General features: G+C 71.7%; 23 protein-coding genes. 9 read left to right on the top strand and 14 right to left on the bottom strand.

Annotation, left to right across the window (positions count from 1 at the left end; all coding sequences use genetic code 11):
- The first annotated feature begins 353 nt into the window (after window positions 1-353).
- From ACGFMK_RS06900 to ACGFMK_RS06885, 4 genes are all read left to right on the top strand, one after another.
- Window positions 354-1,655: an MFS transporter gene (locus ACGFMK_RS06900; RefSeq protein ID WP_392759369.1), complete on the top strand. Its 1,302-nt coding sequence runs from the start codon at window positions 354-356 to the stop codon at window positions 1,653-1,655.
- Entirely contained in the window at window positions 1,643-3,145 is a 1,503-nt protein-coding gene (locus ACGFMK_RS06895; RefSeq protein WP_392759124.1) for an alpha/beta hydrolase, read from the top strand. The genes ACGFMK_RS06900 and ACGFMK_RS06895 overlap by 13 nt, the downstream gene beginning before the upstream one ends.
- A 72-nt stretch (window positions 3,146-3,217) precedes the next feature.
- The gene (locus tag ACGFMK_RS06890) at window positions 3,218-3,718 is read left to right on the top strand and encodes an SGNH/GDSL hydrolase family protein (protein WP_392759122.1); all 501 of its coding nucleotides are present in this window, start codon (window positions 3,218-3,220) and stop codon (window positions 3,716-3,718) included.
- Window positions 3,688-4,053: a hypothetical protein gene (locus tag ACGFMK_RS06885; protein ID WP_392759385.1), complete on the top strand. Its 366-nt coding sequence runs from the start codon at window positions 3,688-3,690 to the stop codon at window positions 4,051-4,053. The genes ACGFMK_RS06890 and ACGFMK_RS06885 overlap by 31 nt, the downstream gene beginning before the upstream one ends.
- On the opposite strand, the gene ACGFMK_RS06880 is transcribed toward ACGFMK_RS06885, so the two are convergent.
- From ACGFMK_RS06880 to ACGFMK_RS06835, 10 genes are all read right to left on the bottom strand, one after another.
- The gene (locus ACGFMK_RS06880; RefSeq protein WP_392759120.1) at window positions 4,050-4,835 is read right to left on the bottom strand and encodes a DeoR/GlpR family DNA-binding transcription regulator; all 786 of its coding nucleotides are present in this window, start codon (window positions 4,833-4,835) and stop codon (window positions 4,050-4,052) included. The genes ACGFMK_RS06885 and ACGFMK_RS06880 overlap by 4 nt on opposite strands.
- 107 nt (window positions 4,836-4,942) lie before the next feature.
- On the bottom strand, window positions 4,943-6,763 hold the full coding sequence (locus tag ACGFMK_RS06875) for a DUF5107 domain-containing protein (protein ID WP_392759119.1): 1,821 nt from the start codon (window positions 6,761-6,763) through the stop codon (window positions 4,943-4,945).
- The gene (locus ACGFMK_RS06870) at window positions 6,760-7,821 is read right to left on the bottom strand and encodes an ABC transporter ATP-binding protein (RefSeq protein WP_392759117.1); all 1,062 of its coding nucleotides are present in this window, start codon (window positions 7,819-7,821) and stop codon (window positions 6,760-6,762) included. The genes ACGFMK_RS06875 and ACGFMK_RS06870 overlap by 4 nt, the downstream gene beginning before the upstream one ends.
- A gap of 6 nt (window positions 7,822-7,827) precedes the next feature.
- Window positions 7,828-8,757 (bottom strand): carbohydrate ABC transporter permease, encoded by a 930-nt coding sequence (locus tag ACGFMK_RS06865; RefSeq protein ID WP_392759115.1) that lies wholly within the window; start codon window positions 8,755-8,757, stop codon window positions 7,828-7,830.
- Between the two features lie 10 nt (window positions 8,758-8,767).
- Window positions 8,768-9,721, bottom strand: coding sequence for a carbohydrate ABC transporter permease (locus tag ACGFMK_RS06860; protein WP_392759113.1), 954 nt, complete (start codon window positions 9,719-9,721; stop codon window positions 8,768-8,770).
- Entirely contained in the window at window positions 9,721-11,097 is a 1,377-nt protein-coding gene (locus ACGFMK_RS06855) for an ABC transporter substrate-binding protein (protein WP_392759367.1), read from the bottom strand. The genes ACGFMK_RS06860 and ACGFMK_RS06855 overlap by 1 nt, the downstream gene beginning before the upstream one ends.
- Window positions 11,098-11,222: 125 nt before the next feature.
- On the bottom strand, window positions 11,223-12,077 hold the full coding sequence (locus tag ACGFMK_RS06850; RefSeq protein ID WP_392759111.1) for a class II fructose-bisphosphate aldolase: 855 nt from the start codon (window positions 12,075-12,077) through the stop codon (window positions 11,223-11,225).
- A 3-nt stretch (window positions 12,078-12,080) separates the two neighbouring features.
- Window positions 12,081-12,986, bottom strand: coding sequence for a 1-phosphofructokinase family hexose kinase (locus ACGFMK_RS06845; RefSeq protein WP_392759109.1), 906 nt, complete (start codon window positions 12,984-12,986; stop codon window positions 12,081-12,083).
- Between the two features lie 7 nt (window positions 12,987-12,993).
- Window positions 12,994-13,875, bottom strand: coding sequence for an SIS domain-containing protein (locus ACGFMK_RS06840; protein WP_392759107.1), 882 nt, complete (start codon window positions 13,873-13,875; stop codon window positions 12,994-12,996).
- A gap of 405 nt (window positions 13,876-14,280) precedes the next feature.
- The gene (locus ACGFMK_RS06835) at window positions 14,281-14,508 is read right to left on the bottom strand and encodes a hypothetical protein (RefSeq protein WP_392759105.1); all 228 of its coding nucleotides are present in this window, start codon (window positions 14,506-14,508) and stop codon (window positions 14,281-14,283) included.
- A gap of 132 nt (window positions 14,509-14,640) precedes the next feature.
- Between ACGFMK_RS06835 and ACGFMK_RS06830 the strand changes: the two genes are divergently transcribed.
- A complete protein-coding gene (locus ACGFMK_RS06830; RefSeq protein ID WP_392759103.1) occupies window positions 14,641-15,081 on the top strand; it encodes a GNAT family N-acetyltransferase in 441 nt (146 codons plus the stop codon).
- On the opposite strand, the gene ACGFMK_RS06825 is transcribed toward ACGFMK_RS06830, so the two are convergent.
- Both ACGFMK_RS06825 and ACGFMK_RS06820 read right to left on the bottom strand, forming a co-directional pair.
- Entirely contained in the window at window positions 15,078-15,635 is a 558-nt protein-coding gene (locus ACGFMK_RS06825) for a hypothetical protein (RefSeq protein ID WP_392759101.1), read from the bottom strand. The genes ACGFMK_RS06830 and ACGFMK_RS06825 overlap by 4 nt on opposite strands.
- 90 nt (window positions 15,636-15,725) lie before the next feature.
- A complete protein-coding gene (locus ACGFMK_RS06820; RefSeq protein ID WP_392759099.1) occupies window positions 15,726-16,421 on the bottom strand; it encodes an SDR family oxidoreductase in 696 nt (231 codons plus the stop codon).
- Between the two features lie 102 nt (window positions 16,422-16,523).
- Between ACGFMK_RS06820 and ACGFMK_RS06815 the strand changes: the two genes are divergently transcribed.
- The 3 genes from ACGFMK_RS06815 (at window position 16,524) to ACGFMK_RS06805 (ending at window position 19,070) form a co-directional block, all read left to right on the top strand.
- Window positions 16,524-17,426, top strand: coding sequence for a LysR family transcriptional regulator (locus ACGFMK_RS06815; protein ID WP_392759097.1), 903 nt, complete (start codon window positions 16,524-16,526; stop codon window positions 17,424-17,426).
- Between the two features lie 205 nt (window positions 17,427-17,631).
- Window positions 17,632-18,798 (top strand): lytic transglycosylase domain-containing protein, encoded by a 1,167-nt coding sequence (locus ACGFMK_RS06810; RefSeq protein WP_392759095.1) that lies wholly within the window; start codon window positions 17,632-17,634, stop codon window positions 18,796-18,798.
- Between the two features lie 5 nt (window positions 18,799-18,803).
- Window positions 18,804-19,070 (top strand): hypothetical protein, encoded by a 267-nt coding sequence (locus ACGFMK_RS06805; RefSeq protein WP_392759093.1) that lies wholly within the window; start codon window positions 18,804-18,806, stop codon window positions 19,068-19,070.
- Window positions 19,071-19,086: 16 nt separating this feature from the next.
- On the opposite strand, the gene ACGFMK_RS06800 is transcribed toward ACGFMK_RS06805, so the two are convergent.
- Window positions 19,087-19,863: a TetR/AcrR family transcriptional regulator gene (locus tag ACGFMK_RS06800; RefSeq protein ID WP_392759089.1), complete on the bottom strand. Its 777-nt coding sequence runs from the start codon at window positions 19,861-19,863 to the stop codon at window positions 19,087-19,089.
- Between the two features lie 110 nt (window positions 19,864-19,973).
- Here ACGFMK_RS06800 and ACGFMK_RS06795 point away from each other — a divergent pair, with 110 nt between their 5' ends.
- Entirely contained in the window at window positions 19,974-20,387 is a 414-nt protein-coding gene (locus ACGFMK_RS06795) for a DnaJ family domain-containing protein (RefSeq protein WP_392759087.1), read from the top strand.
- Here the strand turns inward: ACGFMK_RS06795 and ACGFMK_RS06790 are convergent.
- Entirely contained in the window at window positions 20,370-21,026 is a 657-nt protein-coding gene (locus ACGFMK_RS06790; RefSeq protein WP_392759085.1) for a YidC/Oxa1 family membrane protein insertase, read from the bottom strand. The genes ACGFMK_RS06795 and ACGFMK_RS06790 overlap by 18 nt on opposite strands.
- Between the last annotated feature and the right edge of the window lie 55 nt (window positions 21,027-21,081).

Here is a 21,081-nt window from a genome sequence, read left to right as displayed (position 1 = left end):
TCCCCACCGCCCGCCGACGCCCACCCCCCACTCCCCGGCCACTTCAAGCCCGTTCACAACGCACCCAATGTGGCATTGGGTGCATCCACCGCACCCAACGCCACATTGGGTGCGTCGAGCGAGGCCGAGCACCCGCCGAGCGCCGAGGTTGACTTCGACCTTTCTTGAGCTTTTACCGTCGATCCCCATGAGTGATCTCCACGAGCGGACCGCGCTGCCGCCGATCCCCCGGGCCGTCTGGGTCGCCTCCGGTGTCATGGCGCTCGGTGGTTTCCTCGGCACCATGGACGGCTCGATCGTCGCCGTGGGGCTGGAGTCGCTGCGGCTGAGCCTGGGGGGTCGGGCTCGTCGAGATCCAGTGGGTCGCCACCGCCTACCTGCTCGGCCTCTCCGCCGCCCTCCCGCTGACCCCGTGGCTCGTCCGGAGGTTCGGCGCGGGACGGCTGTGGCTCGGCGCCCTCGCCGCGTTCCTGCTGACGTCGGCGGCGTGCGCGCTCGCTCCCGACGCGGCCACGCTGATCGGGGTGCGTGCGGTGCAGGGCATGGCCGCCGGTGTCATGGTCACGGCCGGGCAGACCGTGATCGGGCTGGCCGTCGGGCCGGAACGGCTCGGGCGGACCATGGGCACGCTGGGTCTGGTGGTCGGGCTCGCGCCGGTCGTCGGGCCGAGCGTCGGTGGCTTCCTGCTCGCGCACTTCTCGTGGCCGGTGCTGTTCTGGCTGAACCTGCCCATCGGGCTGGTCGCGTTCGGGCTGGCGCTGCGGTTCGTGCCGCTCGGCGACCGGCGGCAGCCGCCGCCGATGGACTGGCCCGGGCTGATCCTGGTGTCGCTCGGCCTGCCGCTGGTCGTCTACGCGCTCACCGAACTCGGCGCGCCCGGGTCCGCCGGCCCGCTGAACGTCGTGCCGGCGGTGACCGGCGCCGTCGCGCTCGCGGGGGTCACGTGGTGGTCGCTGCGCGCGCCGCACCCGGTGCTGCGGCTGAGGCTGGCTTCGCGGCCGGTCATGGGCGCCGCGCTGGCGTCGGTGCTGCTCGCGGGCGCCGGGATGTTCGGCGCGGTCCTGCTGCTACCCCTGTGGTTCCAGGTCCGCCTCGGCGCCGGCCCGGCCGAGGCCGGCGTGCTGCTCGCGCCGATGGGCTTGGCCACCACCGTCTTCGTGCTGGCGCCCGGGCGGCTGACCGACCGCTACGGCGGCGGCACGGTCTCGCTTACCGGTGAGCACGGTGCCGATGCCCTGGCTCGGCCCGGAGACGCCGATGTGGCCGATCCAGGCGTTGCTGCTGATCCGCGGCGCCGGGCCGGGCCGTCGATCAGGCCGGCGCCGACGGCGGCGTACGCGTCGGTCGGCGTGAGGGAGCTGGGCCACCCGACGGCGCTGGTGAACCTCGTGCTGCGCGTGGGCGGCGCGCTGTGCGTGATCGTCTTGTCCCGTGGCCTCACGATCAATCCGGCGACCGGCTTCGGCTCGGTGTCCTGGGCGCGCTCTGCGTGCTCGGCACCTTCGCCACGGCCTGGCTCCGGCACGCGGAACGATCGTCCACAGTGGACGCCGCGACGTGACCCACCTGCGAACCTGGCGCGAACAGCCGATTGGTGCTTTCCTGGAGCCGATCAACCACTGTCGGTAACGGAAGGCTGGTTATGCTGGGGGTAGGAAAGCGACTGCTGACCGCTGCTGCGGTCACAGCGGTTACCGGAAGTCTGCTGGCCGCGGCGCCGGCTTCCGCCGCGACAGCGGGAACGATCGACTGGCAGCCGTGCGCCGACGCGCCCGGTGTCGACTGCGGCACGGTCACCGTGCCGATCGACTACGGCCACCCGGACAGGGGCACCACGAACGTCGCGCTCGCCCGGCGGAAGGCCACCGATCCGCAGGCCCGCATCGGGGCGGTCCTGATGGACCCGGGCGGCCCCGGCGGCTCGGGCACGGGCGAGGTCAAGGCCGGCTGGTCGCTCTCGGCCGACGTCACGAAGCGGTTCGACACCGTGGGCTTCGACCCGCGCGGCGTCGGCGGCAGCACGCAGATCAAGTGCGGCCTCGACGAGGTCATCGCCGACCACCCGGTGGTGCCGGCGAACCAGGCCGAGTTCGAGCAGCTCGCGCAGTACAACCGGAAGGTCGGCGAGAGCTGCTCCCGGCTCACCGGGCCGCTGGCGAGCTTCGCCGACACCAAGACGGTCGCGCGGGACATGGACGCGATCCGCGCCGCGCTCGGTGAGAAGAAGCTGACCTACTACGGCGTTTCGTACGGCACGCTGATGGGCCAGCAGTACGCCGAGCTGTTCCCGGACAAGGTCCGCGCGCTCGTGCTGGACAGCAACATGGACCACTCGCAGCAGGGCGCGTGGGACTTCCTGCTCAGCGAAACCAAGTCCGTGCAGGCGGAGTTCGGCGAGTTCGCCGCGTGGTGCGGCCGGACGCCGTCCTGCGCGTTGCACGGCCAGGACGTCTCGAAGGTGACGCGAGCCCTGCAGGACAAGGCCGCGCGCGGGGAGCTGAAGGAACCGCAGAGCGGCGAGGTGATCACGCCGCTGACGCTCGCGGGGTTCTTCCAGGGCTCCTTCTACGGCCCGGACTGGAACCGGCTCGCGACGGAGCTGAAGCTGCTGTCGGACGGCACGCCGTCGGCCGCGTCGGCGAAGCTGCGGGACGAAACGCCGGTCAACACCGTGTTCCAGAGCGTGTTCTGCGACGACTGGCGCCTGCCGGTGCACAACTACGCCGAGCTCGAAACCTACCGCCGCGCGGTGGCGGCGTTCGCCCCGGACGTGAAGGTCAACTCGCTGGGCTGGCAGGCGGTGACCGGCTGCATCGGCTGGCCGGAGAAGGCGAGCAACCCGCAGCACCCGCTGCAGGTGCACGGCGCGCCGCCGCTGCTGGTGCTGAGCAGCAAGTTCGACCCGGCGACGCCGTACGCGTGGTCGCAGACCGTGGCCCGGCAGAGCGGCAACACGCTGCTCACCTACGACGGCTGGGGTCACGGCGCCTACTTCAAGAAGAGCGACTGCGTCACCAAGGCGACCGACGACTACCTGATCACCGGCAAGCTCCCCGCCCGGGGCACGCACTGCGCCGCGGTGGAGCCGGACGCGCCCCAGGCCCGGATCGCCGGGCCGAAGCCGCCGACGGCGATCGGCTTCTGACGCTTCCGCTGCGGGGCCGGAACCGGCACAATCGGTTCCGGCCTCGCAGCGTCGCGGGGAAAGGAGACCGTCATGCGGTTCAGGACTTTCCTCGCGAGTACGGCGATAGCGGTCACGCTGACCGGGCTGGCCACGGCGCCCGCGGACGCGGGCGGCCGGAGTTATCTCGCCCTCGGTGACTCCGTGGCGTTCGGCTACCGGCCGGGCGCGGTGACACCGGTTTCGGACTACCTGAACGCGGCGAACTTCCGCGGCTACGCGGAGAACTACGCGTCCCTGCGCGGCCTGCGGCTCGCGAACGCGTCGTGCCCCGGCGAAACGACCGGGAGTTTCCTGAAGGCCGGCGCGCAGAGCAACGGCTGCGAGAACTCCGTCGGCTCCCCGGTCGGCTACCGGACGACGTTCCCGCTGCACGTCACGTACGCGGGCACGCAACTCGACTACGCCACGCGGTACCTGCGCACGCACCAGGACACCAAGCTGGTGACGCTGAACATCGGCGCCAACGACATGTTCGTCTGCCAGGCGACGACCCCGGACCGGTGCACCGGCACGGACTCCAGGCGGCGCTGAACCAGGTGAGCCGCAACGTCGCGGCGATCCTCGGTGCGGTCCGCGCCCACTACCGCGGCGACGTGGTGCTCGTGTCGTACTACTCGCTGGACTACCGCGACCCCGCGCAGGTCAAGCAGGTGCAGGCGATCAACGCGGCGCTGACTCAGGTGACCCGCCGCTACCACGGAAAGATCGCCGACGGCTTCACGGCGTTCCGCCTGGCTTCCCTCCGCACAGGCGGCGACCCGTGCGCGGCGGGCCTGCTGATCAAGCTGCCGGCCGGCGGATGTGACGTCCACCCGACGGCGGCCGGACACCGGGTCCTGACGGCGGCTCTCGCCTTGGCGCGCTAGACGGCCTGCACCTCGACGCCGGCCGCCTCGAACGCGCGCACGATCTCCGGATCGGCGTCGGTGTCCGTCACCAGCGCGTGCACCTGCGTCGTCTCGCAAATACGCGCGAACGCCCGGCGGCCCAGCTTCGAACCGTCCGCCACCGCCACCACGCGCTCGGCGCGCTCCACCATCAGGCGGTTGATGCTCGCCTCGCCCTCGTGGTGGGCGAACGCGCCCGCCTCCGGGTCGAACGCGTCGACGCCCAGGAACAGCAGGTCGATCGTCAGCTCGCTGAGCACCCGCGTGGCCAGCGGCCCGCTGAGCTCGAACGACTGCGGCCGGGCCACCCCGCCCGTCACCACGATCTTGACGTTCGGGCGGACCGCCAGCTCGTGCGCGATGTTCAGCGCGTTCGTCACCACCGTGATGCCCGGCGCGTCCCCGCGGCCGGACAGGTCGGAGCGCATCGTCAGGGCCCGCGCGACGCCGGCCGTCGTCGTGCCGCCGTTGAGGCCGACCACCATGCCCTTCGCGGCGAACGCGGCCGCGGCGGCGCTGATCCGCTGTTTCTCCGGGACGTGCCGGGCGGTCTTGTAGCGCAGCGGCAGGTCGTAGGCGAGGTCGTTCGCGACCGCGCCACCTCGCGTGCGCGTGAGCAGCTGCTGCTCCGCCAAGTGGTCGAGGTCGCGGCGGATCGTGGCCGCAGAGACGTTCAGCTCCTCGGCCACGTCCTCGACGTCGATCTTTTCCCGCTGTCCCAGCATGTCCAGCAGGGTGCTCAGCCGTTCGTGCCGGGCCATCGGCGGTCCTCCCTAGGTTCCTGTGCACAAAGAGGTGCGCTGTTGACCACCGTTTCGAGCATTATGCTGCACAATCACCGGTGCTCGTGCGCGGCACGCCGCTCGACTCACTTCATCCGGAAGTCATAACGCCCCGGCAGCGGGTCGGCCGACAGCGCCGCCCAGGTGTCGGACAACGACGTCTCGCCCTCGCGGATGTTCGCCACCTCGAATCCGGCGTCGAAGATCGCACGTGCCCCTTCGGCGTCACCCGCCGCGAGCCGGGCCTGCGCGGCCAGCAGTGCCAGCCGTCCCGTCGGTTCAGTTGGCAACTCCGGCGTGCGTCCGGCCGCGAGCTGCGCCGTAACCGCCTCCACCTGCAGCGATTCCACGTCAGGAGCCAGTTTCACCGCCCGCTCGTACAGCTGCGCCGCCTCCACCGGGTCGTCCGCCACCACCGCGAGACACCGCAACGCCCAGGCGTTCTCGGCCGCCGCCACCGAAGACGTCCACGCCTCGCGGGCCGCGTCGTGACGTCCGGCCGCCCAGCGCGCCACACCCCGGTGGTACCAGGTCAGCCAGTTGTCCGGCGTGTGCTCCAGCAGGTCGGTCCAGTAGCGGTTGACCAGCGTCGACGGCGGCACGGCGGCCGGGTCCCCGTCCGGCGGGGTGCCGTCCAGCAAGGACAGCCACGGCTCCTGCTCCGGCCCGAGCGACTCCTCGGGAAACGGCGTGCCCGGCAGGCACGTCGGCATCCGGCGGGCCTCCAGCGCCCCCCAGCCGGACCCCGTAGCCAGCAGCGACTCCGGCTCGACGTCAAGGATCTTCCGCCACTCGCCGTGGTATCCGGCCAACGCCGGCGCGACGACGGCGCCGGTCGCGGCCGGCCAGTCGTCACCGTGGACCACCGCGGGGTCGGCCGAGATCGGGCCGTACGCCTCCAGCCAGTCCCACGACTCGCCCGCCGGGAGCCGCAGGTGCTCCAGCTGCGTGCGGGCCAGCCCGGCCTGGATCTCCAGGTAGCCGTCGGCCCCCGGCGCCAGCCACTCCTGCCAGCGACGGCCGCCCGCGGATTCGCCCCACAGGAACAGCTTCCGGCCGCGCAGCCGCTCGGTCGACGTCTGCAGCAGGCCGCGCCCGTCGCCGTCGACCGCGGCGATCCACGGCTTCGAGCACTCGAAGAAGTAGTCCGCGGCGGACTCGGCCCGCGCCGGGTAGGTCAGCGCACCCGGGACGTCGACCAGGTCCAGCCGCCCGGAATAACCGTAGTGCCAGGCCTGCGTCGCGGGCGCGAGCACGCGCGTGTCCGCCGTCTGCGGCACCGCGATGTTCGACCACCAGTACACCGGGACGTCGTGCGGGTGCGGATTCCGGATCCGGACGCCCACCAGCAGGAAGTCGGAGTCCTCCGGCAACCAGAAGTCGAGCTGGTACGGCAGGTCGCGGGTGCGTTCCCACTCCCACAGCCGCAGCACCGGCGTCCCATCCGGCCCTTCGACGGACGCGGCGAACATCGGCGCGCACGTCAGCGTCGTGTGCCCGGTGCTGCCCAGGTTCCACTCGACACCGCCGGCGAACCAGGCGTCCCGCAGGGCGAGGTTCGCGGGCTGGAACACCGGGTTGCGGTAGAGCAGCTCACGTCCGTTGTGGACCAGCGAGTACAGGCGTCCGCCCAGCGTCGGCAGGATGGTCGCCCGCACCCGGTCGTTCTCCAGTACCAGAGCGGGTATTTCCCGCGGCACACGTGAGCGCGAGTACCCGTCTTGAAGACGGCACGGCAGCACCGTGTCCAGCCGCCCGTACGCCAGCCCGGCCGCCAGGTCCGGCGGCAGCTCGTCCACATTGGACACGGAGGCGACAGCCTCCGGCTTGACCAAGGGTGGCAACGGGTTCTCGGGTCCCAGCTCGGCCGCGGGCAGGACCAGCCCGGTGCGGTACAGGCGGGTCATGGCAGCCGGTCACCGGTGGCCGCGTCGAACAGGTGCACCGAGCCGACCTGCGGCGCCAGCGCGATCGCCTGGCCGCGCAGCCACGGCGACATGCCCGGCGTGCGGACGGTCAGCACCCGGTCGCCGTCGCGGCAGTACAGGTACTGGTCGCTGCCCAGCTCCTCGACGACCTCGACGATCGCGTCGAACCCGCCGTCCCCGATCGTCCAGCCCTCGGGCCGGACGCCGACGACGATGCCGGGCCCGGTCAGCGCCGACCGCTGCGCCGGGGTCAGGGGCAGCCGCGTCCCGCCGACGACCGCACCGTCACTGTCCACCGTGGTCTCCAGCAGGTTCATCGCCGGCGAACCGATGAACCCGGCGACGAACACGTTCACCGGCCGCGCGAACAGCCCGATCGGCGTGTCGACCTGCTGCAGGATGCCGTCCTTGAGCACCGCCACCCGGTCGCCCATCGTCATCGCCTCGACCTGGTCGTGCGTGACGTACAGCGTGGTGATGCCGAGCCGCCGTTGCAGCGACGCGATCTGCGTGCGCGTCTGCACCCGCAGCTTGGCGTCCAGGTTGGACAGTGGCTCGTCCATCAGGAACACACTCGGCTCGCGCACGATCGCCCGGCCCATCGCGACGCGCTGGCGCTGCCCGCCGGACAGCTTCGCGGGCTTGCGGTCGAGGTACTCCGTCAGATCGAGCACCTTCGCGGCTTCCTGCACCCGGCGTTCGCGTTCGGCCTTCGGCATCTTGGCCAGCTTCAGGTGGAAGCCGATGTTCTCGCCGACCGACATGTGCGGGTAGAGCGCGTAGTTCTGGAACACCATCGCGATGTCCCGGTCCTTCGGCGGCAGCTCGGTGACGTCCCGGTCGCCGATGTGGATGGAGCCGTCGTCGACCCCCTCCAGCCCGGCGAGCATCCGCAGCGTGGTCGACTTGCCGCAGCCGGACGGTCCGACCAGCACGAGGAACTCGCCGTCGGCGACCTCGAGGTCGAGCCCGTCGACGGCGGGCCGCTCGACCCCGGCGTAGAACCGGGTCGTGTCCTGGAAACTCACGGTGGCCATCAGGTCCTACTTTCCGGCGCCGAGCGTCAGGCCGGTGATGATCCGGCGGGCGAGCACGAGGTAGAGCACGAGCATCGGGAGCACGACGATCGCCACGCCGGCGATCAGGCCGCCGTACTCCGACTGGTAGCTCGCGGCGCCATAGAAGGTGAACAGCGCCCGCGAGAGCGTGAAGTGGGCCTGGTCCTTGAGGAACACGATCGCGAGCAGCGTCTCGTTCCACAGGCCGATGGCGTTCAACGTCAACGCCGTGATCAGGCCGCCGCGCGCGAGCGGCAGCATGACCGAGAAGAACGTCCGCGTCGGCGAGGCACCGTCCAAAGAGGCCGCTTCCTCCAGCTCGTCCGGCAGCGAGCGGAAGAACCCGGTCAGCAGGAACACCGTGAACGGGATCGACAAGGCGACGTAGAGCAGGAACAGGCCGTACTCGTTGTCCAGGTGGGCTTTGCTCATGGTCACGAACAGCGGGATGATCACCGTCTGGAACGGCACGCCCATGCCGATCGCGACGACGTTCGTCATCGGCCCGGACCCGCGCACGCCGAGCCGGGTCAGCGCGTACGCGCAGGGCGCGGACACGGCGACCGTCGCGACCGTCGCCAGCCCGACCAGGACGACCGTCGTCAGCACGGCGTCACCGAAACCCGCGTTGTTCCAGGCGTAGATGAAGTTCCGGAACGGCTTGCCGACGTGGAACCACTGGTACGGCAGGGCGAACGGCTTGGTGAAGATCTCCACCGGCGTCTTGAACGACGCCGTGAGCAGCCAGTACAGCACCAGCACGTTGCCCGCGGTGAACGCCCAGACGATCACGGAACCCAGCAGCCGCAACGGGCTCAGCTTCCGCGAGCCGGGCGCCGGGCGTGGTTTGCGCGGCACCTTGCGCGGCGGCTTCGCGGCCGGGCGCGCCGGCGCGGCGGCGTCGGTGACGGTCATCGGGTCTCCCTCAGAACTGGATCGCGTCACGGCGCATCAACCGGCGCAGCAGGACAACGAGAATCGACACCAGCGCGATCATCGCCACCGCGCAGGCGCAGGCGGCACCGAAGTCGGGGGTGCCGTTCGAGCCGAAGGTCCGGTCGAACACGTAGATCCCGAGTGTCCACGCCTGGTTCGGCGGCGCGTAGGTGCCCGGCCCGGCCAGCACGAACACCAGCTCGAAGATCTTCAGCGCGTTGATCGTCCACAGGACACCGGCGACGCCGACGACGTCCCACGTCATCGGCAGCGTGATGTTGCGGAACTTCTGCCACGGCGACGCGCCGCCCAGCTCGGCGTCCTCGTAGAGGTACGGCGGGATCCGGTCGACCGCCGCCATCAGGATGGTGATGTAGAAACCCGAGCTGGCCCAGATCAGCGACGCCGTCACGACTCCGGTGACGTTGGCCGGCGCCAGGAACTTCGCCGCGTCCGCGCCGACGTGCTCCAGCACGTAGTTCGCCAGGCCCTGCTTGCCGGGCTGGTACTTGAACACGAACCCGAGGAACATGCCGAGCGCGACCGGCGCGACGATGTTCGGGAAGAACAGGATGGCCCGGACGACCTTGCCGCCGCGCATGTCCCGCAGCACCATGGTGAACAGGAACGCCAGCGCGAACGTGCCGATGCCGCCGAGGAAGACGTACACCAGCGTGTTGCGGAAGGCGTACTGGAACGAGTCGCTCGCCCACATCTGCGTGTAGTTGGTGACGCCGTTGGGCTTCGGCGTGTCCCCCGCGCCGGCCCAGCTGGTGAAGCTCAGGACGACGGTCGCGAGCGTCGGCAGCACCAGGAAAGCCAGGTACAGCACCAAAGCCGGCGCCGCGAACGGCCAGAACAGCCGCTTCTTGCGGCGCAGGTGCGCACCGCCGGCGGCGCGGATCCCCCGGGCCCGCGCCGCCGTCGTCGTGACCGTGGCCATCAGCTCTGGTTCTTCCAGAAGTCGGCGCCCTTGGTCGCGAGCTGGTCGACGAACTGCTGCGGGTTCAGCTCCCCCTTGAGCAGCGAGGTGTCGGCCGGGTCGAAGACGTCGGTCTGCCACTTGCCGCCGGCGATGCCGTCGATTCCGTCGTACTGCAGGACGTGTTCCTTCTTCGTGTCGTCCATCGCGGCCTTGACCTGCTTGAGGTCGTCCGGCACGGCGAGGTCGGCACGCGGCACCAGGTTGTCGGCGACCGCCGGGATGCCCGAGAGGATGTCCTTGTTGAGGAAGTAGGCGATGAATGCCTTGGCCGCCTCGGCGTGCCTGGCCTTCTTGGTGACGGCGAAGCCGATCGACATCTGCTCGACGGTGTCGTGCGTGGCGCCGGCCGGCATCGGGAACTGGAACGAGCCGTAGTTGATCTTCGTCCCGGCGCCCTGCTTGTCCAGGTACTCGCGCGTCTCGCTCGGCGCCCAGGTGCCGACGTAGAGGTAGCGCGAGTCGCCGTCCGCCCAGCGCTGCTGCACCTGCGGGAACTTCGCCGCGTCCCAGCCGTCGATGAAGTACTTCGGCAGCTTCGCGGTTTCGGTGGCGGCCTTGAGGAAACCGGGGTCGGTCTTCCAGAGCTGCCCGGTCTTGTCGGACGCCGCCTTGTTCAGCCCGCCCGAGCCGACGTAGCGCTCGGCGAGCTGGGTGAAGAAGTACATGTTGTAGAACGGGATGTCGCCGTCCTGGCTGATCGCGGCCTTGCCGTCGGCCTTCGCCTTGTCGAACAGCGCGGTCAGGTCGTCCATCGTCTTCGGCTGCTGGACGTCACCGGCGGCGTCCTTGTTGAACCACCAGGCGCTCGACTGGACGGTGTAGGGGACCATGAAGTTGTGGCCCTCGTGGTCCTTGTTCTGCGGGAAGTCGTACGAGCTGGGCGAAAGCACGTCCTTGACGGTCTTGTCACCCTCGCCGACCTTCATCGCGAAGACGTCGTCGACGCTCTGCGTGCCGCCCGGCGTCATGATCGCCGCGCCGACCTTGCTGACGTCCTGGTCGAACAGGTCCGGCACCGCGTCGGTGTTCAGCGCGGGCACCAGGTTCTGCGTGTAGGCCTTGCGCCCCAGCCACTGCACGTTCACCTTGACGCCGGTCTTCTCCTGGAAGCACTTGAAGGCCTTCTGCAGGACCTTGCCCTGGGGCTCGTCGGCCGTCCACATCGCCCAGTAGGTGAACTCCTTGTCCGTGGCGGGTTTGACCGCCGCCTCCGGGCAAGGCGCGTTGAGGTACTGGTCGACGCCGGGCAGCGCGTTCTCACCGGTGCCGCTGTCCGTGTCCGAACCCCCGCCGCAGCCGGCCAGCAGGAGAGAGGCCCCCACCGCACACGCCATGACCTTGCTTCGCCGCATCGCCACCACCAGAGCTCGAGTTTCACGCAACTTCTGCGCGTTGCTGCGCAGTTTTGTTAGTTTTCACGCATCTGTCAACACTCAAAGGAACAAAATCTGCTCAACCGTCACTGGGGTCCGCCCTCCGTGACCAGCATGAGCACACCGAGCAACCGCCGCACTTCGACGGCGACGGCGTCCCGCCCGGCCCCCAGGTACTTGCGCGGGTCGACGCGGTCCGGGTGCGCGCGCCAGTCGCCGGCGGCGGCCGCGGTGAACACCTTGTTGAGCTGGGTGGCGATGTTGATCTTCGTCATCCCGGCCCGGACCGCCGCGGCCAGCCCGTCGTCGGGCACCCCGGAAGAACCGTGCAGCACCAGCGGCACGGGCACGCGGTCGCGGAGCCGCCCGATCAGCTCGAAGTCCAAGGCGGCGTCCCGGGTCAGCATCGCGTGTGAGCTGCCGACGGCGACTGCGAGCGCGTCGACCCCGGTGGCCGCGGCGAACTCCGCCGCCTCGTCCGGGTCCGTGCGCGCCCCCGGCGCGTGGACGCCGTCCTTGCCGCCGACCTCACCCAGCTCGGCCTCGACCCAGACCCCGTGGTCGTGGCAGAACGCCGTGATCTCCCGGGTGGCGCGCACGTTGTCGGCGTAGTCCAGTTTGGACGCGTCGAACATGACCGAGCCGAACCCGAGCCCGACGGCCTCCCGCACGAGATCGGCGGACTCGGCGTGGTCGAGGTGCACGGCGACGTCCGGCCCGGCCTCGCGGGCCGCGGCGAGCGCGGCACCGCCGATCGGCGCCAGCGCGCCGTGGTAGCGCACGGCGTTCTGGCTGAGCTGCACGATCACCGGCGCCCGCGCCGCGGCCGCGCCGTCGACGATCGCGGTGATGTGTTCCAGCTGGATGGCGTTGAACGCCCCGCAGCCGCGTCGCGCCGCCGCGGCGGCGCCGACGATCTCCCCGGTGCTCACCAGAGGCATCGTTCACTCCTGTTCCGGCCGGGCGCGCACGGCGACCAGCCCCAGTTCCCGGTGGTAGTGCGCGAGGTCGACGTCCCCGGCGAGCGGCCCGAGCACGGCCGCGCCGGACAGCGCGACGGCCCGGCGCAGGATGTCCGGCCACGGCTCGCGGCGGCTGAGCCCGAGCGCGAGGGCCGCGACCACCGCGTCCCCCGCGCCGGTGCTGTTGCCACTGAGCACAGTGGACGGCGTCGCCAGCCAGACGCCCGCGTCGGTGACCGCCAGCAGGCCCTCGGAACCGAGGGAGACGACGACCGCGCGCGCCCCGGCCCGCCGCAGCTCACCGGCCGCGGCCACCGGGTCGTCGAGGCCCGTGACCTCGCGCAGTTCTTCGGCGTTCGGCTTGACCACGGCCGGCCGCCCGGCCAACCCGGCCAGCAGCGCCGGTCCCGACGTGTCCAGCACCGCCGTCGTCCCGGCGATCAGCTGGGCGTACCCGTCCTCCGGCGCACCCGGCGGCAGGCTGCCGGAGCAGACCAGGACGTCCGGCTCGCGCCGGCGCACCCGCTCGGCCAGCGCCGTCCACTCCGGACCGCTGAGGACCGGGCCCGGCTCGTTGATCAAGGTGACCGAACCGTCCACGGCGGACAGCACGGTCGTGGTCCGGCGGGTCTCCCCGGCGATCGTCACCAGCTCCGCGGCCAGTCCCGCCACGCCCAGCTCCGCCGCGACCGCGGCGCCGGTCGCACCACCCGCCGTGGCGATCGCGCCGACGTCCGCGCCGAGCGCGTGCAGCACGCGGGCGACGTTCACGCCCTTGCCGCCCGCGCGCCGCCGGACGTCGCGCGCCCGGTGCACGCCGTCCGGGACCAGGCTGTCCACCGTGTACGTGACGTCGAGCGCGGTGTTCGGCGTCACCGTGACGATCACGGCGGGCTCACGTCAGCACGACGGAGCGGGTGAGGCTGCGCGGGTTGTCCGGGTCGAGGCCCTTGCGCCGGGCGATCGCCCCCGCGACGAGCTGGGCCCGCACCAGGTCGGCGAGCGGGTCGAGGCCGCTCTCGACGAACGTGCCGCCCGCGCGGCGGACGTCCTCGGCGAGCCCGTCCGGCGCACTGCCGAACATCCAGGTCACCCGGCCCGGCTCGGCGATGCTGATCGGGCCGTGCCGGTAGTCCCAGGCCGGGTACGACTCCGTCCACAGCAGGCACGCCTCGCGGAACTTGAGCGCCGCCTCGTTCGCGATGCCCACCGACCAGCCGGTGCCGAGGAAGCTGAACTGCCCGGCGCCGGCCAGCGACTCCGGCAGCGGCTCGGCCAGCACCCGCTCGGCCTGCGCGATGACGCCGGTCAGGTCCTCGCCGAGGTGCGCGCGCAGCATCGCGAGCGCGGTGGTGGCGAAGCGGGTCTGCACGACCGAGCGCTCGTCCACCGCGGACAGGTCGACAACGGTGTCCGCGGCCCCGGCGATCTCGGCGGGCACGCCGGTGATGGCCGTGGTCGGGGTGCGGCCGCGCAGCTGCGCAAGCAGGCTGTGCACCTCGGTCGTGGTGCCCGAACGGCTGAGCGCGAGCACGTGGTCGTAGGCCCGCCCGACCGGGAACTCGGACGCGGCGAACGCGTCGGTCTCCCCGAGCCCGGCGGTTTCGCGCAGCACCGCGTACGCCTGGCCGACGAACCACGACGTCCCACAGCCGACGATCGCCACCCGCGCCCCCGGCGCCGGCAGCAGCCCGGCGTTCGCCGAGGCCAGCGCGCCCGCGTCCCGCCAGCAGCCGGGCTGGCTCGCGATCTCCGCCGCCATGAAGGTCCCGCTCATGAACTCCCCGTTCGTGCCAGTTGTGCGCAACAGCTGTCACGTTAGGTGCAGTTTTGTGCGTCGTCAATCGTCGTATCGTGCAACTTCGGACAGCATCCGCGCAGAGAAGTGCGCGAGAGGGCAGCAAAAAGGCCACCCTCGGCGAGGGTGGCCTGCGATGGGACGAGCGTCCGGCGGCTTACCCGGGCTTGCGGCGCAGCAGCCCGGTCACCACGGCCAGCGCGCGGGAGCGCGGCAAGACCAGGCGCCACCCAGCCGACCCGCCGACACCTGGGGCACGTGGCGGCGTGCGCAGACGAGACCCGGACCCCCGCAGCCCCGGGCTATCCGCCGACACGCGGCGCCGGGCCGCAAAAAGGCCACCCTCGGCGAGGGTGGCCTGCGATGGGACGAACGTCCGGCGGCTTACCGGGGCTTGCGGCGCAGCAGCCCGGTCACCACAGCCAGCGCACGGGAACGCGGTGACGGCGCCGGGGCGACGACCGCGTCGGGGCCGATGCGGCGGCGCATGCGGTAGGCGAGTTCGAGCACTTCGAGGTCTTCGGGCCGGCGTCTGCCGTGGACGTCCGGCCGCAGGTACAGCTCGCTGACCGTGACGGCCTTGCCACTGGCACGGGGTGCCGTGCGCGCCATCGGGAACCTCCGGGAGTAGCTGCCTGGCGGGATGGCGCTGATTCTATGAATCAAATTCGGGTTCGTCACCTTACTCACCAGTTGTGTCCAGTGAATTCATCGAACGGGTCAGGCCGCGCGTTAGCCTGACGCATGATCATCACTGGGGCTTTGACCGAAACCGACCGCGTGGCCTGGGAAAACCTCTTCGCGGGCTACAACACGTTCTACGGCAGGACACTCGCGCCGGATCTCGTGGACCGCGCGTGGCGCGAGTTCTCGAGCGGCGAGCGGATGCACGCGCTGGGCGCGCGGCTCGACGGCGGCCTCGTCGGCATCGTCCACTTCTTCGCGCACGTCAGCACGACGTCGGCCGACGTCTGTTACCTGCAGGACCTCTTCACCGCGCCCGAAGCCCGCGGTCACGGGGCCGGCCGGGCGCTGATCGAAGCCGTCGCCGGCTGGGCGCGGGACCGGGGCTGCGCCCGCGTCTACTGGCACACGCAGACGTCGAACACGACCGCGCGCCGGCTCTACGACCAGGTCGCGCTCGACAAGGGGTTCATGCAGTACCAGATACCGCTGGGGTCCTAACGACGGTGCCGGCCACCGCACTGGTGGCGGCCGTGCCCGCTGTCGCGATGGCCGGCGGCCCGGACCGCGTGCCGGTCCGGTTTCGCGGTGTGGCCGCGTGACCAGGACGGGACGTCCGGGATCGCGTGACGCACCGGCGTCACCTTCTTCACCGGCGCGGCTTTTTTGCCGGGCGCTTTTCCGAAATTCGCTTCATGCTTGGCGACAGCCGGAGTAATTCCTCCCGAACGAGGGGGCGGCACCGCGGATTCCGGAGCTTTCGGGGAAACGACGGCGTCCGCCGGTGTCGGCGTCAGCGCGACCGGCACGGGGTCGAGCCCGACGGGCGGCCACACGGCCCCGGCGGCGTGTTCGTACGGCTGCGTCACCGCCGCGGCGACCCCGCCGGTCAGCGCGAGCGCTCCGGCGACCACCGAGAACACCCGGACGCGGGCGAGCGTGCGCGCCGCCGTGGACTGCTGCCGGTGCCGCGCCGGCGTGTCCTCCCGGACGGCGGACCGGACGAGCAACTCGGCGACGCTGACCTGTTCGCGGCGCGGAGCCCGACGTGCCATGCAACCCTCCACCCTGGGCCGACCGAACGGCGGCGGCCGTCCGGTCGGGGCGATCATAGGAACAGTGGCGGGCCGTGTAAAGGATCAGGTTCAGGACAACCGGGCGCCGCCGTCGACGTGCAGGGTCGTGCCCGTGACGAACGGATTCGCCAGCAGCGACAGGGTGGCCGCGGAGACGTCCGCGGTGGTGCCGACCCGGCGCGCCGGGTTCGTTTCCGCGGTGCGGCGGAAGAATTCGTCCTTGGCCGCGCCCAGCCTGTCCCACGCACCCGAGTCGACGATGCCCGGCGACACCGCGTTGACGCGCACCGGCGCGAGGTCCACCGCAAGCGCTTCCGCCAGGAACGCGACCGCACCGTTGGTCGTCGCCATCACGGCCCGCTCCGGCATCGGGCGCCACGCGGCGACACCGGAGAACAGCACGATGGCGCCGCCTTCACGGAATCGCGGCGCGAAGTGCTTGGCCAGCATCATCGGGCCGATCACCTTGGCGTCGAAGGCCCGGGTGACCGCGTCACGCGCCAGCGTCGTGAACGGCCCGTTCGCCGGGGCCGCCGCGAGGGTGATCAGGTAGTCGAGTTCACCCACCTCGTCGGCAAGCGCTTTCAGGGACGATTCGTCACCGAGATCCGCGATTGCGGTGCGAATTCCGGGTTCGGTGAACACCGCCGGATTCCGCCCGGCGAACACCACCTCCGCACCCAGCTCGGCCGCGTCCGCCGCTATCCGGCGCGCGATACCCGAACCGCCGCCGACGATCACCAGTCGCTTTTTCTCCCAAGACATCACGTGCTCCTTTCGTCTCGCACACCGGGTTCAGCGTCTGGCGGCGCCGGAACCATCCCGTCGTGATCCGAAGGTTTTCGATGACTGCGATAGAATCGGCGAATGCCTACACTGCGCGCCCTCGAGTGCCTCGTCGCGGTGCTGGACGCGGGTTCGATCACCGAAGCGGCCGCGCGGCTGCACCTTTCGCAGCCCGCGCTGTCCCACCAGATCGGCGCGCTCGAACGCGAACTGGGCACGCCGGTGCTCGAACGGCTGCCGCGCGGGGTCCGGCCGACCGCGGCGGGCCGGGCGGTGCTGGCCGACGCGCGGGCGGCGCTGGCCGCGGCCGAGCGGGTGGTCCGCACCGGCCGCGCGGTGGCGGGCGGGGGTGAGGGCACCCTCCGGATTGCCTGCGCGGAGACCATGACGGCCGGGCTGCTGGCGCCGGTCCTGCGGGCCTGGCACCGGCAGCGGCCGGGCGTGCTGATCACGCTCGTCGAGACGACGAGCGCGGACGCGCTGGTCACCGCCGTGGAAACGGGCGAAGCGGACGTCGCGGCCGGGCCGCGGCCGAGCCGGTGGACCGGGCACACCGAGGTGGTGGGGCGCGAGGAGGTCGTGCTGGCGCTGGCCGCCGACCACCCGCTCGCCGGCCGCGCGTCGGTGCCGATCGCGGACCTGGCCGGCCTGCCGGTGGTCCACTACCACCCGGACAACGGCCTCGGCGGCTGGCTCAACGAGGTGGCGGCGGAGCACGGCACGGTGCTGGACGCGGTGATGCGGACGAAGCAGGCGGCGACGGCGGCGCAGCTGGCCGCGGCCGGCCTGGGCGTGGCCCTGGTCCCGACGACCGCGCTGACCCGGACGTTCGCCGGTGCGCTGCGGCGGCTGAAGCCCGCACTGCACCGCGAGGTCGTCACGTTCACCGCAACGCCGTCGGATTCGCTCGTCCGGCGGTTTTGTTCGGACGTGCGGCACCGCGGGATCGCTGTCCCGGCCCCGCTACTGGACAAACTCTCCTGAGCGACCCGTTAAGTCCTGGTGAATGTGACAGATTTCCGACGATAGTTTTGTGCCAACAGGACGAACTTCTCCCGGAGACCCGGATTTCGCTGTGCCATTCGCCAAAGTTTGCTTACATCGGATAGCTTGCTCCTACCGGCCAGTACCGGCGGTGGGGCCGATCGGGTGAGGCGATCAGCGAAGATCGAGGGAAGCGGGGACGACCATGCCGAAGCACCGGCCACGTCGCAAGAGCGCGCGTTCCGTTCGTCGGACCGCCGCGGCGCTCGCCGGCGGCGCGCTCGTCGTGCTGCCCACGCTGACCGCCGGCGGCCTGCCCGCGCCGGTCGTGGTCGCCAAGTCCGGCGACGCGCTGCCCGACCAGGCCGCGCCGCTGCAGCCGCCGAACGTCGTCATGCCGCCGATCGCCGTGGACGGCAGCCTGCCGCAGCCGCCGGTGCCGATGCCGCTGGTCGTGCCCGGCGGGCACGCCGGGTCCGCGGGCATCTCCGGGCCGCTCGGCATCCCGGCGAGCATGCTCAAGGCGTACAAGAACGCCGCCGAGATCCTGAACAAGGAGCAGCCGGGCTGCCACATCGACTGGGCCCTGATCGCGAGCATCGGCCGGATCGAGTCGAACCACGCCCGCGGCGGGTACGTCAACGCGGCCGGTGACACGCTGGAGCCGATCCTCGGCCCGGTGCTCAACGGCGCGGGCGCGTTCGCCGCGATCCCGGACACCGACGGCGGCAAGTACGACGGCGACCCGGTCTGGGACCGCGCGGTCGGCCCGACGCAGTTCATCCCGGGGACCTGGCGCGGTTACGCCTCCGACGGCAACGGGGACGGCGTCTCGAACCCGAACAACATCTACGACGAGACCCTGGCCAGCGCGCGGTACCTCTGCTCGGGCGGGCTCGACCTCTCGACGGACGCCGGCCAGCGCATCGCGGTCCGCCGCTACAACAACTCGCAGTCCTATGTGGACACGGTGCTGGCGTGGGCCACGGCCTACCGCGGCGGGGTGGCGCAGCTGCCCGACAGCGACATCCCGATCGGCACGCCGAACGCCCCGGACAGCGCCGCGGCCGGCAGCCCGGTCGGCGCCCCGGCCCCGCCGGCGGTCACCGGCCCGCCGGAGCAGCTCCCCTCGGAGCCGGGCACCTCGACGAGCCCGACCACCTCGACGTCACCGACGTCCGGCACGCCGACGACGTCGACCTCCCCGTCGTCGTCCACCACCCCGACCACCCCGACCACGCCGACGACGCCCACCACGCCGCCGGAGACGACCACCACGACCACCCCGCCGCCGTCGACGACGCCGACCACCCCGGCCGGCTCGGTGGAGACGCCCACCGGCACCACCACCACGACCAGCCCGACGGGCTGAGCCCGATGGAGCCGTTCCTGGTGCACATCCGCTGCGACACCGACGGCTACACCCATGCCGTCACCGAGGACGAGTTCGCGACGGGCCGCCACGACGGCCGCTTCCGCGCGATCTGCGGCCACGTGGTGCTGGCGGCCCCGATGATCGAGGCCCCGGGCCGCTTCGACCCGACCTGCCGCGACATCCTCCGCGGCGACACCACCCCGGCCGAGCCGACGGTGCCGGCCCAGGAACGCCGCCGCTCGAGGTGGCTGCGCGCCACCCGCCGCTGACCCCTGTCCCAAGTGCCTACTGGCCGTCGACCAGGGCCTCGATGCCGTCGAGCATGCGGTGCAGCCCGAACTCGTACGCCGCTTCGCCTTGGGCCTCCGCGGTCCGGTCGAAGCCGCCGCCCAGCCAGATGCGGTTGATCGACGGGTGGGCGTCGACCGCGAAGTAGTTCTCCCAGAACGACGACCGCTGGTGCCACCACGCTTCGGTCGACTGGCCCGTGCTGCGTTCCAGGCGGGTGTTCTCCGCGCCCAGCGCCGCGTTCGCGTCGATGTACGTGCCGATCCCGTTGGCCGCGGCGACGGCCTGGCGCGGCGGCAGTCCCAGAGCGTCCACAATGGACAGCAGGTACTCCTGGCCCGCCAGCTGGCCGGGACCCAGCGGCGGCCGCACCCGCGAGACCTCGCACAGCCACGGGTGGTTCCGGTAGGCCTCGCCGGTCCGCGACGCGTACAGCGCCACCTGCTCGCGCCAGTCGGCCGGGCGCGGCTCGCCCGGCCCCGGCAGCCGCCGCTCGACGAGCACGTCGTCGACCATCAGGTCCACCAGCTCGGCCTTGCCGGGCACGTACGTGTAGAGCGTCATCGTGCCGGCGCCGAGCTCCTTCGCCACGCGGTGCATCGACGCGGCCGCCAGCCCGTCGGCGTCCGCGACCGCGATCGCCGCCGCGACGATCCGCTCGACCGACAGCGTCGGACGCCGGCCCCTCGTCGGTTCGGCGGCCCCGCCCCGGGCACGCCAGAGCAGTCCGAGCGTGCGGTCGATGTTCTCGGCACCACTGCGTTCGGCGGTCATGCGCTCCCCTCGCTCCTCCCGCGAATCCTACCCGCCCGACCGCGCTCACCTGGCCATTCAGGACGTTGGTCCCGTGAATCCGCCACGCGCGTCCGCCTACCCTGGACCCCATGACCGGACGCAAGCCGCCCAAGGTCTCCTTCCGCTGGTGGGTCGACCGCCAGATCAGCGAGGCGAAGGACCGGGGCGAGTTCGACGACCTGCCCGGCACCGGCAAGCCGCTGCCGCCGCCCACCGGCAACGACGCCGCGACCGACTGGGTCCTGCGCCGGGTCCGGGCCGAGGGCCACGACACCGCGGCGTTGCTGCCGCCCGCGCTGGCGCTCAAGCGCGAAGTGCAGGACCTGCCCGGCAAACTCGCCGGTGAGCGGACCGAACGGCGGGTGCGGGAGCTCGTCGAGGACCTCAACGAGCGGATCCGCCAGGCCTACCGCAACCATCTCTCCGGCCCGCCGCTCACCGTCGCGCTGGTCGACGTCGAAGAGACGCTCGAGGACTGGCGCCGCTCACGCGCCACGCCGTAACAACGCCCGTTCGGCCGCGCTCCACGCGGTCGTCGTGAGCAGGTAGATCCCGGCGGCCTGCGGCACGACGAGCGTCGCGAGCACCGTGCCGTAGGGCAGCAGCCGCAGCAGTTTCCCGCCCGGCACGTCGGCCGCGCCGGCCTCGCGCTGCCGGTCCTGCCGGCGCACCGAGAACCACGCGACGACGGCGAGCCCGGCCGCGATCACGAAGACGAGCGGGCTGCCGGCCAGGCCGTGCGCGCCCAGGGGCGTGCCGAACAACGTCGCGCCGAGCAGCGAGTTGGGCTCGCCGCCGATCGTCGCCGTGGTGAAGAGCCGGTACATGACCGTGAAGAACGGCAGCTGCGCCAGCATCGGCAGGCAGCCGACGAACATCGACGTGCCGGTCTCCTGCTGCAGCTTCGTCATCTCCGCGGCCAGGCGCTCCCGGTCGCGGCCGTGCTTGGTCTGCAGCGCCTTGATTTCGGGCATCAAGGCGGCCCGGGCGCGCTCGCCGCGCACCGCCGCCCGGGCGAACGGGTGCAGCAGCAGCCGCACGGAGAGGGTGAACAGCACGATGGCGAGCACCGCCGGGAGCGGGGTCAGCCAGTGGATCAGGTGGTACGCGCCGGCGACGGGCACGTCGAGAAAACCGAACATGGGCAGCACTCCGCATGAGTGAGAAGGAAGGGGGTACGCGGAATGGCTGCGTGAA

Source organism: Amycolatopsis sp. NPDC049252, from assembly GCF_043197175.1.
Lineage (GTDB): Bacteria > Actinomycetota > Actinomycetes > Mycobacteriales > Pseudonocardiaceae > Amycolatopsis.
The sequence above is the reverse complement of the archived record's forward strand: the minus strand, read 5'-3'. Positions and strand labels throughout refer to the sequence as shown.

Bases quoted from the DNA above. Each gene is read 5' to 3' on its own strand.
- ACGFMK_RS06895 (WP_392759124.1), top strand. From the start codon at position 1,643: ATGCTGGGGGTAGGAAAGCGACTGCTGACCGCTGCTGCGGTCACAGCG.
- ACGFMK_RS06890 (WP_392759122.1), top strand. From the start codon at position 3,218: ATGCGGTTCAGGACTTTCCTCGCGAGTACGGCGATAGCGGTCACGCTG.
- ACGFMK_RS06880 (WP_392759120.1), bottom strand. From the start codon at position 4,835: ATGGCCCGGCACGAACGGCTGAGCACCCTGCTGGACATGCTGGGACAG.
- ACGFMK_RS06875 (WP_392759119.1), bottom strand. From the start codon at position 6,763: ATGACCCGCCTGTACCGCACCGGGCTGGTCCTGCCCGCGGCCGAGCTG.
- ACGFMK_RS06870 (WP_392759117.1), bottom strand. From the start codon at position 7,821: ATGGCCACCGTGAGTTTCCAGGACACGACCCGGTTCTACGCCGGGGTC.
- ACGFMK_RS06865 (WP_392759115.1), bottom strand. From the start codon at position 8,757: ATGACCGTCACCGACGCCGCCGCGCCGGCGCGCCCGGCCGCGAAGCCG.
- ACGFMK_RS06860 (WP_392759113.1), bottom strand. From the start codon at position 9,721: ATGGCCACGGTCACGACGACGGCGGCGCGGGCCCGGGGGATCCGCGCC.
- ACGFMK_RS06855 (WP_392759367.1), bottom strand. From the start codon at position 11,097: ATGGCGTGTGCGGTGGGGGCCTCTCTCCTGCTGGCCGGCTGCGGCGGG.
- ACGFMK_RS06850 (WP_392759111.1), bottom strand. From the start codon at position 12,077: ATGCCTCTGGTGAGCACCGGGGAGATCGTCGGCGCCGCCGCGGCGGCG.
- ACGFMK_RS06840 (WP_392759107.1), bottom strand. From the start codon at position 13,875: ATGAGCGGGACCTTCATGGCGGCGGAGATCGCGAGCCAGCCCGGCTGC.
- ACGFMK_RS06835 (WP_392759105.1), bottom strand. From the start codon at position 14,508: ATGGCGCGCACGGCACCCCGTGCCAGTGGCAAGGCCGTCACGGTCAGC.
- ACGFMK_RS06830 (WP_392759103.1), top strand. From the start codon at position 14,641: ATGATCATCACTGGGGCTTTGACCGAAACCGACCGCGTGGCCTGGGAA.
- ACGFMK_RS06825 (WP_392759101.1), bottom strand. From the start codon at position 15,635: ATGGCACGTCGGGCTCCGCGCCGCGAACAGGTCAGCGTCGCCGAGTTG.
- ACGFMK_RS06820 (WP_392759099.1), bottom strand. From the start codon at position 16,421: ATGTCTTGGGAGAAAAAGCGACTGGTGATCGTCGGCGGCGGTTCGGGT.
- ACGFMK_RS06815 (WP_392759097.1), top strand. From the start codon at position 16,524: ATGCCTACACTGCGCGCCCTCGAGTGCCTCGTCGCGGTGCTGGACGCG.
- ACGFMK_RS06810 (WP_392759095.1), top strand. From the start codon at position 17,632: ATGCCGAAGCACCGGCCACGTCGCAAGAGCGCGCGTTCCGTTCGTCGG.
- ACGFMK_RS06805 (WP_392759093.1), top strand. From the start codon at position 18,804: ATGGAGCCGTTCCTGGTGCACATCCGCTGCGACACCGACGGCTACACC.
- ACGFMK_RS06800 (WP_392759089.1), bottom strand. From the start codon at position 19,863: ATGACCGCCGAACGCAGTGGTGCCGAGAACATCGACCGCACGCTCGGA.
- ACGFMK_RS06795 (WP_392759087.1), top strand. From the start codon at position 19,974: ATGACCGGACGCAAGCCGCCCAAGGTCTCCTTCCGCTGGTGGGTCGAC.
- ACGFMK_RS06790 (WP_392759085.1), bottom strand. From the start codon at position 21,026: ATGTTCGGTTTTCTCGACGTGCCCGTCGCCGGCGCGTACCACCTGATC.